Genomic DNA, 14,448 nt, shown 5'->3' with positions numbered 1-14,448 from the left:
GGGCAAAAGGGTGGGGCAAGCGGGCGGAACGACTTTGTACGCCATATGCAGGGGCCGCATACGGCGTCAAGACGGTGGAGAAAACCAGCGCGCATCGGCGCACGGGGGCGCCGTCGCGGTCTCTTTCCCTCAACTTGACGTACGGACCACGGAAACGGTTGCCTCGCTCGTCCTTTCGAGTGAGCGAGGTGTCCGCCGAGTGCAGCACCGCCGCACCGAGGGGGCGACAGAGCGGGGCGGCGATGGGCGGGGCGGCAAACCCCCCGGTTCCCCGTCCGCGGTCCGCTACTCCCCGCCGCCGCGGATCGTCGTCAGCATCCCGTCCAACTCGTCCGGCTTGATCAGGACGTCCCGGGCCTTGGACCCCTCGCTGGGGCCCACCACGCCCCGCGACTCCATCAGGTCCATCAGCCGCCCGGCCTTCGCGAAACCGACCCGCAGCTTGCGCTGGAGCATCGAGGTGGAACCGAACTGAGTCGTCACGACCAGCTCCGCCGCCTGGCAGAGCAGGTCCATGTCGTCGCCGATCTCCTCGTCGATCTCCTTCTTCTTGCTCTGCCCCACCGTGACGTCGTCCCGGAAGACGGGCGCCATCTGCGCCTTGCAGTGCTCGACGACGCCGTGGATCTCCTGCTCGCTGACGTAGGCACCCTGCATGCGGGTCGGCTTGCTGGCGCCCATCGGGAGGAAGAGGCCGTCGCCCTTGCCGATCAGCTTCTCGGCGCCCGCCTGGTCCAGGATGACGCGGCTGTCGGCCAGGGAGGAGGTGGAGAAGCCGAGGCGCGAGGGCACGTTCGCCTTGATCAGACCGGTGACCACGTCCACCGAGGGCCGCTGGGTGGCGAGCACCAGGTGGATGCCCGCGGCCCGCGCCAGCTGGGTGATCCGCACGATCGCGTCCTCGACGTCGCGCGGGGCCACCATCATCAGGTCCGCCAGCTCGTCGACGATCACCAGCAGGTACGGATAGGGCGCCAGCTCCCGCTCGCTGCCCTCGGGCGCCGTGACCCGCCCGGCCCGCACCGCCTCGTTGAAGTCGTCGATGTGGCGGAATCCGAACGCCGCCAGGTCGTCGTAGCGCAGGTCCATCTCGCGCACGACCCACTGGAGCGCCTCGGCGGCCTTCTTCGGGTTCGTGATGATCGGCGTGATCAGGTGCGGGATGCCCTCGTAGGCGGTCAGCTCCACCCGCTTGGGGTCGACCAGCACCAACCGCACGTCCTCCGGCGTGGCCCGGACCATCACCGAGGTGATCAGACAGTTGATGCAGGACGACTTACCGGAACCCGTGGCACCCGCGACCAGGACGTGCGGCATCTTCGCCAGGTTGGCCGAGACGTAACCGCCCTCCACGTCCTTGCCGAGCCCGACCAGCAGCGGGTGGTCCTCCTCCATCGACGCGGCGGAGCGCAGCACGTCACCGAGGTTGACCATCTCGCGGTCGCTGTTGGGGATCTCGATGCCGACCGCGGACTTGCCGGGGATCGGGTTGATGATCCGCACGTCCGGGCTGGCGACGGCGTACGCGATGTTCTTGGCCAGCGCCGTGATCTTCTCGACCTTCACGCCGGGGCCCAGCTCGATCTCGTAGCGGGTGACCGTCGGACCGCGGGTGAAGCCGGTGACGGCGGCGTCGACCTTGAACTCGGTGAAGACGGTCGTCAGGGACGCCACCACCTGGTCGTTGACCTCACTGCGGGAACGCCCGGGGCCGCCCCTCTCCAGCAGGTCCAGCGACGGCAGCGAGTAGGTGATGTCCCCGGCGAGCTGGAGCTGCTCGGCACGCGTCGGAAGCTCGGTGGGTTCGGGCGGCGAGGGTGCCTTGGTCAGGTCCGGGACGGGGGTGCGCTCGGTGGACTCCTCGCCACCGCCGCCCGCGGACTCGTCCCGCGCCCCCGGCACCGTGGCCCCACCGGACGCGTCGCGGCGCCCCTTGCCGCGTGACCTGGCCACCGAGCTCGTCAGGTCGGCGACCACCGGTGAGGGCTGGATGCCGTTGACCACGGCCCCGTCCAGCGACGCGGCGGCAGCCGCCGCCACATCGACAGCGTCCAGCGTGCGTTCGGCCCCGGCCTCCGCCTCGCTGCCCGGCAACGGCTGCTGCGTGCCGGCACCTCGCTTGCCCTTGCGGGAGGCCCGACGGCGGTCGAGAGCCTCCTTCTCCGCGAGGGCCGGCTCGATCTGCTCCTTACGCATGCTGTGGGCGCGCCGGGACGGACGGGACGTCTCCTCCTCGTCCTCGACGTCGTAGTCGTAACCGGGCACCGGCTGTACGACGCCCAGCCGCACCCCGGCGGCGTGCAGCCGCTGCGGGATCGCGTTGACCGGTGTGGCCGTCACCACGAGCAAGCCGAAGACGGTGACGAGGACGAGAAGCGCCACCGCCAGCATCTCGCCGACGGTGAAGATCAGCGGCCGGGACACGGCCCAGCCGATCAGACCGCCCGCGTCCCGCAGCGCGTCGCCCCCCGCGTCTCTGCCCGGCGCCCCGCAGCCGAGGTGGACAAGCCCCAGCACTCCGAGGACCAGCGCCGAAAGCCCGATGACGATGCGACCGTTGGCCTCCGGCTTCTCCGGATGCCGGAACAGCCGTACGGCCATCCCCGCGAACAGTATCGGCACCAGCAGATCCAGGCGCCCGAAGGCGCCGGTCACCAGCATCTCCACCAGGTCGCCGACCGGGCCCTGCAGATTGGACCAGGTCCCCGCGGCCACGACCAGCGCGAAACCCAGCAGCAGCAGGGCGAGCCCGTCCTTGCGGTGTGCCGGATCCAGCGCCTTGCCGCTGCGCCCTATCCCGCGGAAGACCCCGGCGACGGCGTGCGCCAGCCCCAGCCAGCACGCCTTCAACACCTTCAGGACACCGCTGGTGGGGGACGGCGCGGCCTTCGCCTTGCCCTTGGGCGGCTTGGCCGCGGCCTTCTTCGCGGGCGCCTTCTTGGCAGGTGCCTTCTTCGCCGGGGCCGCTTTGGCTGCCTTCGGGGCAGCCTTCTTCGCGGGCGCCTTCTTGGCTGCCTTCCCTGTTCCCGACGCGCGTGAGGCCATAGGTGCGAGGTTACCTGTGCCGGGCACGGGAGGCACGGATGACCGGGGGCAACTGAGGTGCCCGCAGGTGTCGCGCCGTCAGGCGGAGCGGACAGCCTCGCCGAGCACCGTCAGTTCTGGGAGGGCACCTGGGGCGAGGGGTCGCCATCCGTGCCGGGCTCCAGGGCGTCAAGTGCCCGGCGCAGCCCGGCGAGTTTGCGCTCCAGGTGGGTGGCGGTAGCGGCTGTCGCGGCGTCAGCCGAGTCGCCCAACTGCTTGGTCAGCGCCTCGGCCTGCTCTTCGACGGCCGCGAGCCGCGCCGACAGCTCGACCAGCAGGCCTGGGGCCTCGCCGCCGTCCTCGGACGGCTCCGTCTGCCGGCCGCCGTTGCCCTCCAACTGGACCCGGAGCAACGACGCCTGCTCGCGCAACTGCACGTTCTTCATGTACAAGTCCACGAAGACGGAGACCTTCGCCCGGAGCACCCAGGGGTCGAACGGCTTGGAGATGTAGTCGACCGCGCCCGCGGCGTAGCCGCGGAAGGTGTGGTGCGGACCGTGGTTGATGGCCGTGAGGAAGATGATCGGGATGTCGCGGGTGCGCTCGCGGCGCTTGATATGCGCGGCTGTCTCGAAGCCGTCCATGCCCGGCATCTGGACATCCAGCAGAATGACCGCGAAATCGTCGGTCAACAGCGCTTTGAGCGCTTCCTCCCCTGACGATGCCCGCACCAGCGTCTGATCGAGCGCGGAGAGAATGGCCTCCAGCGCCAGCAGATTCTCCGGCCGGTCATCGACCAGGAGGATCTTGGCCTTCTGCACCATGGCCCGTCCTCCTCGCCCCGGCAGCCTCTCGGACGCCGCCCCTGGGAGCGGCTCTCTGTCGCCGCCGCCCGTCCTTGTGCCGGTCATGGTAGCCGCACCCTGCGGTCCACCACACCCTGTCACCGTGATGTCACTGTGCACGTAGCAGAAACGCCCCAGGGGACCAAAAGGTTCCCCGTTTACCGTGTCGCCACACGCTTTTGACCACAGTGAGTCAGCACGTGGTCCTCAGCGACACGGTGCCACATTCACCCGCCGTTGATCCACCGCCGCATGACGGACAGCAGGTGATCGGTGTCCACCGGCTTGGTGACGTAGTCCGAGGCGCCCGACTCGATGCTCTTCTCCCGGTCGCCCTTCATCGCCTTGGCGGTCAGCGCGATGATGGGCAGCCCCGCGAACTGCGGCATCTTGCGGATCGCCGCCGTCGTGGCGTAGCCGTCCATCTCCGGCATCATGATGTCCATCAGCACCACGGCCGCGTCGTCGTGCTGCTCGAGCACCTCGATGCCCTCACGGCCGTTCTCCGCGTAGAGCACCTGCAGGCCGTGCTGCTCCAGCACGCTGGTCAGCGCGAAGACGTTGCGGATGTCGTCGTCGACGATCAGGACCTTGCGGCCCGCCAGGTCGCTCACGCCCCCCGCGCCCGCGGCCGGCGCCTCCTGGCCCTCCTGGGGAGCCGCCTGGGCCCCGCCGGACGGCTCCACTGCCTGCTCGGTCTCGTCCACCGCGCCGCCCTGCTGCTCAGCGGGTGCCCGGCCCGCGACCGCGCCGCCCGACGACTGCGGCGCGGCCGGCTGGGCCTCCGGCGGCAGTTCGGGCTGCGCCTGCCCGCTCGCGTCCCGCAGCCTGCGCCGGTCCGCCAGCGTGTGCGCGGCCTCCTCGGCCGTCAACTGCGGGCCGCCCGGCACCTGCCAGGACCCGGGCTCCTCACCGCCGCCTGCGGGCTCGCCGGGGGCGCCGGAGGCGGTGCCCGCCCCCAGCTCGGGCAGGGCCGTGGTGGCCGCGCCGCCGGCCGGAAGCTGCGCGTACCCCTGCGGCGGCAGCTCGCTCGGGTGCAGCGGCAGGTACAGCGTGAACGTCGAGCCGCGGCCCGGCTCGCTCGCCGCGAAGATCTCACCGCCGAGCAGCCGGGCGATCTCCCGGCTGATGGACAGCCCGAGCCCCGTGCCGCCGTACTTGCGGGACGTGGTGCCGTCCGCCTGCTTGAACGCCTCGAAGATGACCCGCATCTTGCTCTGCGCGATACCGATACCGGTGTCGGTGACCGAGAAGGCGACCAGCTCCGCGTCCGGGTCCCGCAGCGAACCGTTCTCCAGCATCAGCTCGCGGATCGCGTCCGGCACGTCGGAGCGGGCCGAACGGATCACCAGCTCGACGGCGCCGCTGTCGGTGAACTTCACCGCGTTGGACAGCAGGTTGCGCAGCACCTGCAGCAGCCGCTGCTCGTCGGTGTGGAGGGTGGCCGGGAGTTCGGGCGAGACGCTCACCGAGAAGTCCAGGCCCTTCTCGACCGTCAGGGGACGGAAGGTGGCCTCCACGTAGTCCACCAGCTGCACCAGGGCGATCCGCGTCGGACTGACGTCCATCCTGCCCGCCTCGACCTTCGACAGGTCGAGGATGTCGTTGATCAGCTGGAGCAGGTCGGAACCCGCGCCGTGGATCGTCTCGGCGAACTCGACCTGCTTGGGCGTCAGGTTGCTCTCCGCGTTGTCCGCCAGCAGCTTGGCCAGGATCAGCAGCGAGTTGAGCGGGGTGCGCAGCTCGTGCGACATGTTGGCCATGAACTCCGACTTGTAGCGCATCGAGACGGACAGCTGCTCCGCACGCTCCTCCAGAACCTGCCGCGCCTCCTCGATCTCCCGGTTCTTGATCTCGATGTCGCTGTTGGTCTGGGCGAGCTGCTCGGCCTTCTCCTCCAGCGCCGCGTTCGACTCCTGGAGCGCCTTCTGCCGGTTCTCCAGCTCCGCCGAGCGGTCCCGCAGCTGCGAGGTCAGCTCCTGCGACTGCTCCAGCAGCCGCTCGGTGCGCATGTTGACGCTGATGGTGTTGACGCTGGTCGCGATCATCTCCGCGATCTGGTTCAGGAAGTCCTTGTGGATCTGCCCGAACGGCTGGAAGGACGCCAGCTCGATCACGCCGAGCACCGTCCCCTCGAAGATGACCGGGAGCACCACCAGGTGCGCGGGCGGTGCCTCGCCGAGACCCGAGGAGATCTTCAGGTACCCGGACGGGACGTTGCCCATCTCGATGGTGCGCTTCTCCTCGGCGGCCGTCCCGATCAGGGACTCGCCCGGCAGGAAGGAGGTGGGCATGGTGTCCGTCGAGTAGCCGTAGCTGCCCAGCATCCGCAGCTCGTACGAGCCGTTCTCGCCCGGCCCCGCGCCCACGCCCCCGGCGCCCTCGGGCGTGCCCTGGGGAAGGGCGACGAAGAAGGCGCCGTGCTGCGCCGAGACGACCGGCGTCAGCTCGCTCATGATGAGCCCGGCGACGTCACGCAGGTCGCGGCGGCCCTGCATCAGGCCGGAGATCCGCGCCAGGTTGCCCTTGAGCCAGTCCTGCTCCTGGTTGGTCTGCGTGGTGTCGCGCAGGTTGGCGATCATCGTGTTGATGTAGCCCTGGAGTTCCAGGATCTCGCCGGCCGCGTCGACGTCGATGCGCACGTTGTGGTCGCCCCGGGTCACCGCGGTGGCCACGTCGGCGATCGCCCGCACCTGACGGGTGAGGTTGGCCGCCATCTCGTTGACGGAGTCCGTCAGGTCCTTCCAGGTGCCCGCCACCCCCGGCACCCGCGCCTGGCCGCCCAACTGGCCCTCGGTACCCACCTCACGGGCCACCTGGGTGACCTGCTCGGCGAACGTGGAGAGCTGGTCGACCATCGTGTTGATGGTCGTCTTGAGCTGGAGGATCTCCCCGTTCGCCTCGATGTCGATCTTCTTGGTCAGATCGCCCTTGGCGATGGCGGTCGTCACCATCGCGATCTGCCGCACCTGTCCGGTCAGGTTGGACGCCATGGAGTTCACCGACTCCGTCAGGTCCTTCCACGTACCGGCCACGCCCTGGACGCGTGCCTGGCCGCCCAGCACACCGTCCGTGCCGACCTCGCGGGCGACCCTGGTGACCTGTTCGGCGAACGAGGACAGCGTGGTGACCATCGTGTTGACCGTGTCCGCGAGCTGCGCGACCTCGCCGCTGGCCTCCACGGTCACCTTCTTGGTCAGGTCGCCGCCCGCGACCGCCGTGGCGACCTGCGAGATGTTGCGCACCTGATTGGTGAGGTTGTTGGCCATGATGTTGACGTTGTCGGTCAGGTCCTTCCAGATCCCCGACACGTCACGCACCCGCGCCTGACCGCCCAACTGGCCCTCGGTGCCCACCTCACGGGCCACCCGCGTGACCTGCTCGGCGAACGAGGAGAGCGTGTCCACCATGGTGTTGACCGTGGTCACCAGGGCCAGCACCTCGCCCTTGGCATCCACGGTGATCTTCTTCGACAGGTCGCCCTGCGCGACCGCCGTGGTGACCTCGGCGATGTTGCGCACCTGACTGGTCAGGTTGTTCGCCATGAAGTTCACCGACTGCGTGAGGTCCTTCCAGGTGCCCGAGACACCCTTGACCTCCGCCTGGCCGCCCAGAATGCCCTCTGTGCCCACCTCACGGGCCACGCGGGTGACCTCCTCGGCGAACGAGGAGAGCTGGTCGACCATCGTGTTCAGCGTCGTCTTCAGCTCCAGGATCTCGCCCCGGGCGTCCACCTCGATCTTCTGCGACAGGTCACCGCGGGCCACCGCCGTGGCCACCTGCGAGATGTTGCGCACCTGGCCGGTCAGGTTCCCCGCCATGCCGTTGACGGAGTCCGTCAGGTCACGCCAGACACCGGCCACCCCCGGCACCTGCGCCTGACCGCCCAGCCGGCCCTCCGTACCCACCTCCCGGGCCACCCTGGTGACCTGGTCGGCGAAGGCGGACAGCTGGTCGACCATCGTGTTGATGGTGTTCTTCAGCTCCAGGATCTCGCCCCGGGCGTCCACCTCGATCTTCTGCGACAGGTCACCGCGGGCCACCGCCGTCGTCACCTGCGCGATCTGCCGCACCTGTGAGGTGAGGTTGTTCGCCATGAAGTTGACGGAGTTCGTCAGGTCCTTCCACGTACCCGAGACGCCGTCCACCCGGGCCTGGCCGCCCAGCCGGCCCTCCGTGCCCACGTCCCTGGCCATCCGGGTGACCTGCTCGGCGAAGGACGAGAGCTGGTCGACCATCGTGTTGACGGTGTTCTTCAGCTCCTGCATCTCGCCGGAGACGTCCACGGTGACCTTCTGCGACAGGTCGCCGTTGGCCACCGCCGTCGTCACCTGCGCGATGTTGCGCACCTGGCCCGTCAGGTTGCGGAACGCCGTGTTGACCGAGTCCGTCAGGTCCTTCCAGGTGCCTGCCGCGCCCGGCACGGCCGCCTGACCGCCCAGCGTTCCCTCGACGCCGACCTCACGCGCCACCCGCGTCACCTCGGCGCCGAACGCGGAGAGCTGGTCGACCATCGTGTTGACGGTGTTCTTCAGCTCCAGCATCTCGCCCGCGACGTCCACGGTGACCTTCTGCGACAGGTCGCCGTTGGCCACCGCCGTCGTCACCTGCGCGATGTCCCGCACCTGCGCCGTCAGGTTGCGGAACGCCGTGTTGACCGAGTCCGTCAGGTCCTTCCAGATCCCCGCGGCGCCCGGCACGGCCGCCTGCCCCCCGAGCACCCCGTCGGTGCCCACCTCGCTGGCCGCCCGCGTCACCTCGTCCGCGAGCGTGCGCAGCGTGTCCGTCATCGCGTTGATCGTCTCGGCGAGCTGCGCCACCTCACCGCGGGCGTTCACGGTGATCTTCTGCGACAGGTCGCCGTTCGCGACCGCCGTCGTCACCTGGGCGATCTCGCGCACCTGGGAGGTGAGGTTGCCCGCCATCAGGTTGACGGAGTCCGTCAGGTCCTTCCACACGCCGGCCACGCCCTGCACCCGCGCCTGACCGCCCAGCTCCCCCTCGACGCCCACCTCGCGGGCGACCCGGTTGACCTCGGACTGGAAGGAGGAGAGCTGGTCCACCATCGTGTTGACGGTGTTCTTCAGCTCCAGCATCTCCCCTTCGACATGCACGGTCACCTTGCGTGACAGATCGCCCTTCGCGACCGCCGTGGTCACCAGCGCGATGTCCCGCACCTGCGCCGTCAGCCGCGACGCCATGGTGTTGACCGAGTCCGTCAGGTCCTTCCACGAGCCGGACATCCCGCGCACCCGCGCCTGACCGCCCAGCTTCCCCTCGGTGCCCACCTCGCGGGCGACCCGCGTCACCTCGTCCGTGAACGCCGAGAGCTGGTCCACCAGGCCGTTGACCGTACGGCCGACCCGCAGGAACTCGCCGCGCAGCGGATGCCCGCCGCCCTCGGAGCCGCGCGAGCGCAGGTCCATGCGCTGTTCCAGGTCACCGTCCGCGACCGCCGTCAGCACCCTGCCGACCTCGGAGACGGGCCACACCAGGTCGTCCACCAGCGCGTTCGCCGCGTCGATCGCCGACGCCCAGGAGCCCTCGCAGGCACCGGTCTGCAGCCGCTCTGTGAGTTTCCCCTCACGTCCCACCACGCGCCGCACCCGTGACAGCTCACCCGTCAGATGCAGGTTCTGGTCCGCGACCTCGTTGAAGACAGCGGAGATCTCGGCCATCGGCCCCTCGCCCGTGACGGTGAGCCGGCGACGGAAATTGCCGTCCCGCATGGCCGTGAGCGCGCCAAGCAGCCGGTTCAGTGCGGCGGCGTCGACCTCGACCGTTCCGCTCCTCCGGGACCGTCCGCCCTTCGCGCGCGTGTTGCCGCTACGCGCGGTTGCGCCAGACTCCACTGCCCCTCCTGCGGGTCGACCGTCCTTGCCCGGGCCGTTGTACTCCGAGCCTTCCCAGTGTTTCACCCTGTCCGAACCCGGCGATAACAGTTCGGCAGCATGGCATACCGCACGTCGTCGCGGGCCGCCCGGGGAAAACACCCGCATCCGGCAGCCACGCGCCAGGGATACGTAAGTAACCTGGCACCCGGCTGTCCGTTCACCCCCGTACCGGCGGGTGCTCCGCCGGGTCCGCCGGGTAGGGGACGTGAAGCAGGGGGCAGCGGTGTGAGTACGACGGGCGACGGAGGGGCGCTGCGGTGACGCAGGAACAAAGCGCCGAGCGGGCGGGCTCTCCCACGGGGGTCCCGCCGGGGGCCGGTGGCTCACAGGGCAGCCCGAGGGAAGATGCGAGCACCGTCGCGGCCCTGGCCGCGCAGCGCACACCAGTGCGCCTGGCCGACAGGACGTCCATGGGGAGACCAGTGATCACCGCGCGAGCCGCCGCCACCTTCGAACCGGTCGGCCGCTCCGTCGCCACCGCCCGCGGCTTCGTGCGCGACACCCTCCAGGGGTGGGGTCTGGGCGACATCGTCGACGACGCCGTCGTCCTGACCAGCGAGCTGGTCACCAACGCCGTGGTGCACGCCGGTACGGCCGCCGAGGTGCTGTGCCTGCGGGACGAGGACGGCGTACGCGTCGAGGTCGTCGACCGCTATCCCGAGCGCGAGCTGCCGCTCCAGGAAACCCACCCGCAGCCCGCGGGACCCGACCGTGAAGGGGGCCGCGGGCTGCTCCTGTGCGCCGCCCTCGCCACCCGCTGGGGAGTCGACTACACGGCCTCCGACAAGCGCGTCTGGTTCCGCCTCGATCTGCCCGAGCGCCCGGTCGGCACCCGCACCGCAGGACCCGCGCTGCCCGACACCGCACTCCCGGTCACCGACACCCGCGTCCGCGTCGCCGTGATCCAGGTGGACCGCAGCGGCTCCATCAGCTCCTGGAACGAGGACGCCACCGACCTGTTCGACTACCCCGCCGAGCAGGTCGTCGGCAAACCGCTCACCGACTTCGCCGCCTGGCCCCACACCCCCGGCACCGGGACGGGCATCGCCGAAGCCCTGCGCCTCTCCCGCTGGGAGGGCTCCTACGGCATGCGCGGCTCCGACGGCAGGACCGTCCCCGTCTACGCCTCCCACCTGCGCGTACGAGACAGCGACGGCGAGCCCTCCACCGTCTGCCTGCTGGTCCGCGAGCAGGAACGCGCCATCCTCCAGTCCCCGCCCCGCCTGCCCGCACACGACAGCACCGGCACCGCCCAGGACTCCCAGGAGCAGTCCTCCGCAGACCCGTTCGAGGTCTTCATCGGCTCCCCCGCCCCCGACGACCTCGACGGGCTCCTGCAACGCACCGTGGAGCGCGCCCGCGACATGCTCGACGGCGACGCCGCCTACCTCCTGCTGGCCACCGACGACGAGACGGAGCTGGAGGTCCGCGCCTCCACAGGGCTGCCCTCGGCGCGCCAGCGCTTCGCCCGCGTGCCCGTGGAGACCGGCAGTGGCCGCTACGGATCGGCCCGGATGCCCTCCGTCCACGAGGACCTGACCGTCGTCCCCGGCGCCGCTCCCCTCCTCGACGGCACCGGCATGCGCTCGGTGGTCACCGTCCCCCTCAAGGTCGAGGGCCGGCTCACCGGCTCCCTCGGAGTCGCCACCGAGGGAGCGGGACGTTACACCAACGAGGAGGCGCTGCGCCTCCAGTTCGCCGCCGACCGCATCGCGCTCGCCGTCGAACGCGCCCGCCTCACCGAGCTGGAGCGGCTGCGCCGCGGCTCGCTCTCCTTCCTCGTCGAGGCGTCCGACCTGCTGGCCGGCACCCTCGACCGCGACCAGACCCTCGCCCTCATGGCGCAGATGACGGTGCCCACCCTGGCCACCTGGTGCGCCGTCTACACCGTCGCCGACCAGGGCTCGGAGCCCAAGCTCTCCTACGTCCTGCACGAGGACGAGGACCGCATCGACAACCTCAAGGCGCTGCTCGCCAAGGTGGAGCCGCCCGAGCCCGTGCCCACCCCGGGCGCCCGCGTGTGGACCGCGCCGTCCGAGGCCGCGCACTCCGCCGCGCTGCGCACCTCCCTGCGCAACGTCACACTCAGCGGCGAGGACCAGCACCTGTCCTCCGGCACCACCCTCGCGACGGCCGCGGCCGTCGGCGGAGAGACCGTCATCCTGCCCCTGGTGGCACGCAACCGCGTCATCGGCATGCTGACCCTCGGCAAACCGACCGACGAGCGCTTCCGCCAGGAGATCCTGGAGCTGGCCGAGGACCTCTCCCGCAGGGCCGCCCTCGCCCTGGACAACGCCCGCCTCTACTCCGAGCGCACGGCCATCAGCCAGTCGCTCCAGCGCAGCCTCCTGCCACCCGAACTGCCCGAGGTGGAAGGCGGTATCGAACGCGAGGTCATCTATCGAGCGGCCGGCGAGGGCAACGAGGTCGGCGGCGACTTCTACGACCTGTTCGAGATCGCGGACGGCACCTACGGCTTCGCCATCGGCGACGTCTGCGGCACAGGCCCCGAGGCCGCGGCCGTCACCGGGCTGGCCCGGCACGCGCTGCGCCTGTTGGCCCGCGAGGGCCTCGGCGGCCCCATGGTGCTGCAGCGCCTCAACGCCGCCATTCTCGAGGAGGGCGCGCGCAGCCGCTTCCTCACGCTCCTGTACGGCGAAATGCGTCCCCAGGAGGACGGCAGCGCACAACTGAAGGTCGTGTGCGCGGGACATCCCCTGCCGCTGCGACTGCGCCAGGACGGCACCGTCGAGCCGGCCGCCGACCCGCAGCCCCTCCTGGGCGTCATCGAAGACCTGGAACTGTACGAGCAGACCGTCACGCTCGACCCCGGCGACGTCCTGCTGTGCGTCACGGACGGCGTCACCGAACGCCGCGAGGGCACCCGCATGCTCGGTGATGACGGCCTGGCCGATGTGCTCGCCACCTGCACGGGCCTGAACGCGGGAGCCGTCGCGGCGCGCATCATGCGCGCGGTGGAACGCTTCGCGAGCGACGCGCCCTCGGACGACATGGCCATCCTGGCCATGCGGGTCCCGGAGTAAGCCGCCCCGGCGTCGCAGCCGCAGCAGACAAGACGAAGGCCCCCGTCTCCCGACGGGGGCCTTCACACTGCTTACGGAGAGCCCCAAAACGGAATCGAACCGTTGACCTTCTCCTTACCATGGAGACGCTCTGCCGACTGAGCTATTGGGGCGCGGTCAGCGGTGAAGATCTTACCCCATGCGCGGCTTCGCCCTCGACCGGCTGACGTCCGTCGCGGGCCGTCACGAAGTGCGCGTGGACCGCCGCGAAGTGCGCGCGGACCGCCGCGAAGTGCGCGTGGACCGCCGCGAAGTGCGCGCGGGCCGCCGCGGCGTGCGTGCCGATCGCGGATCGCGGATCGCGGATCGACACGAGTAGTTCGTTCGACACGAGTAGTTCACAGCACCAGGGGAAACTCACTCCCAGCGGAGAGCGGCGTCATGACGCCCGTTCGCGCAGGAGCCCGCCGAGTGCATTGCACGCCGAGACCACCTGGTGCAGTTCGCGCTTGCTCATGGCCGAGGACAGCGGCAACGCCAGACATTCCTCCGCCGCCTGCTCGGAGACGGGCAACCGCCGTGCCACCCGCAGGCCGGGCATCCAGTGCGCGGGGGTCTTCACCGGCACGTGGCACTCCACTCCCCGCGCCCTGAGCGCCTGTGTGAACGCGTCCCGATCGGGCCGCCCGTTCCCGGGAACCCGCACCACGTACCGGGTGACGGCGTGCTCGCAACCGTCCACGATCGCGGGCGCCACCACCCCCCTGAGCCGCCGGCCGAGGTAGGTGGCGTACTGCCGCCGCCGCACCGCGTCGAGCGCGTCGGTACGTGCCATCGGCTCCCACTCGACGACGGGCACGGCACGGACCTGTGCGACGTTCCGCAGCGCGGCCATGTCCGCGCTCCGTCCGAAGAGGTGCAAGGGAACGACGGCCGCCGTCCGGGCCGTCAGCACGTCAGCCACGGACGAGGGCGCGAGGCAGTAGGTGTCGGCATCGATGTCGGCGAAGACAGGCCGGGCTCCGAGCTCGCGCACGGCCTCGGCGACCTCGGCACCGCCGAAGGACGGCACCACGACCTCGCTACCGGCCCGTACGCCCGCTGCGATCAACTGTGTTGAACCCATGCCCGGATGATGTCGGCGCAACATGAACTGCCGGTGACCGCGCACAAAAAAGTCGTGGTCCCTGAACTGACGTCCAGGGACCACGACTTCACGTATAGTTCGGCGGCGTCCTACTCTCCCACACGCTCCCGCATGCAGTACCATCGGCGCTGAAAGGCTTAGCTTCCGGGTTCGGAATGTAACCGGGCGTTTCCCTCACGCTATGACCACCGAAACACTATGAAACACAACCGGCACAACCCCAATCGTGGGGGTGCTCGGGTTGTTGTCTCAGAACCCACACAGTGGACGCGAGCCTCTATGGACAAGCCCTCGGCCTATTAGTACCGGTCACCTCCACCCATTACTGGGCTTCCAGATCCGGCCTATCAACCCCGTCATCTCCAGGGAGCCTTACCCTCTCAAAGGAGGCAGGAGTCCTCATCTCGAAGCAGGCTTCCCGCTTAGATGCTTTCAGCGGTTATCCTTCCCGAACGTAGCCAACCAGCCATGCCCTTGGCAGAACAACTGGCACACCAGAGGTCCGTCCGTCCCGG

Annotated in this window: 6 protein-coding genes, 1 tRNA gene and 2 rRNA genes; 1 reads left to right on the top strand and 8 read right to left on the bottom strand. The window is 70.0% G+C overall.

The genetic code is table 11. The annotated features are described in order from the left end of the window. Positions 1-285: 285 nt before the first annotated feature. The 3 genes from AB8Z75_RS20490 to AB8Z75_RS20480 form a co-directional block, all read right to left on the bottom strand. A complete protein-coding gene (locus tag AB8Z75_RS20490; RefSeq protein WP_369204061.1) occupies positions 286-3,045 on the bottom strand; it encodes a DNA translocase FtsK in 2,760 nt (919 codons plus the stop codon). Positions 3,046-3,155: 110 nt separating this feature from the next. Continuing rightward, the gene (locus AB8Z75_RS20485) at positions 3,156-3,848 is read right to left on the bottom strand and encodes a two-component system response regulator (RefSeq protein ID WP_369204059.1); all 693 of its coding nucleotides are present in this window, start codon (positions 3,846-3,848) and stop codon (positions 3,156-3,158) included. Positions 3,849-4,096: 248 nt separating this feature from the next. After that, the gene (locus tag AB8Z75_RS20480; RefSeq protein ID WP_369204057.1) at positions 4,097-9,721 is read right to left on the bottom strand and encodes a HAMP domain-containing protein; all 5,625 of its coding nucleotides are present in this window, start codon (positions 9,719-9,721) and stop codon (positions 4,097-4,099) included. A gap of 452 nt (positions 9,722-10,173) precedes the next feature. On the opposite strand from AB8Z75_RS20480, the gene AB8Z75_RS20475 reads away from it, so the two are divergent. Beyond that, positions 10,174-12,807 (top strand): SpoIIE family protein phosphatase, encoded by a 2,634-nt coding sequence (locus tag AB8Z75_RS20475; protein WP_369204055.1) that lies wholly within the window; start codon positions 10,174-10,176, stop codon positions 12,805-12,807. Between the two features lie 79 nt (positions 12,808-12,886). Here AB8Z75_RS20475 and AB8Z75_RS20470 read toward each other — a convergent pair. The 5 genes from AB8Z75_RS20470 to AB8Z75_RS20450 all read right to left on the bottom strand — a co-directional run. Continuing rightward, a tRNA-Thr gene (locus AB8Z75_RS20470) sits at positions 12,887-12,959 on the bottom strand. Then, positions 12,950-13,159: a hypothetical protein gene (locus tag AB8Z75_RS20465; RefSeq protein ID WP_369204053.1), complete on the bottom strand. Its 210-nt coding sequence runs from the start codon at positions 13,157-13,159 to the stop codon at positions 12,950-12,952. The genes AB8Z75_RS20470 and AB8Z75_RS20465 overlap by 10 nt, the downstream gene beginning before the upstream one ends. A gap of 66 nt (positions 13,160-13,225) precedes the next feature. Beyond that, a complete protein-coding gene (locus AB8Z75_RS20460) occupies positions 13,226-13,912 on the bottom strand; it encodes a DegT/DnrJ/EryC1/StrS family aminotransferase (RefSeq protein ID WP_369204051.1) in 687 nt (228 codons plus the stop codon). Between the two features lie 97 nt (positions 13,913-14,009). Continuing rightward, positions 14,010-14,126 (bottom strand): 5S ribosomal RNA (rrf, locus tag AB8Z75_RS20455). An 86-nt stretch (positions 14,127-14,212) separates the two neighbouring features. Beyond that, a 23S ribosomal RNA gene (locus AB8Z75_RS20450) occupies positions 14,213-14,448 on the bottom strand; the annotation flags it as partial.

Source organism: Streptomyces sp. PU-14G (assembly GCF_041028275.1).
In the GTDB taxonomy this organism is placed as follows: Bacteria; Actinomycetota; Actinomycetes; order Streptomycetales; family Streptomycetaceae; genus Streptomyces.
Note: the sequence above shows the minus strand (reverse complement) of the source record. Positions and strands in the feature narration are given on the sequence as shown.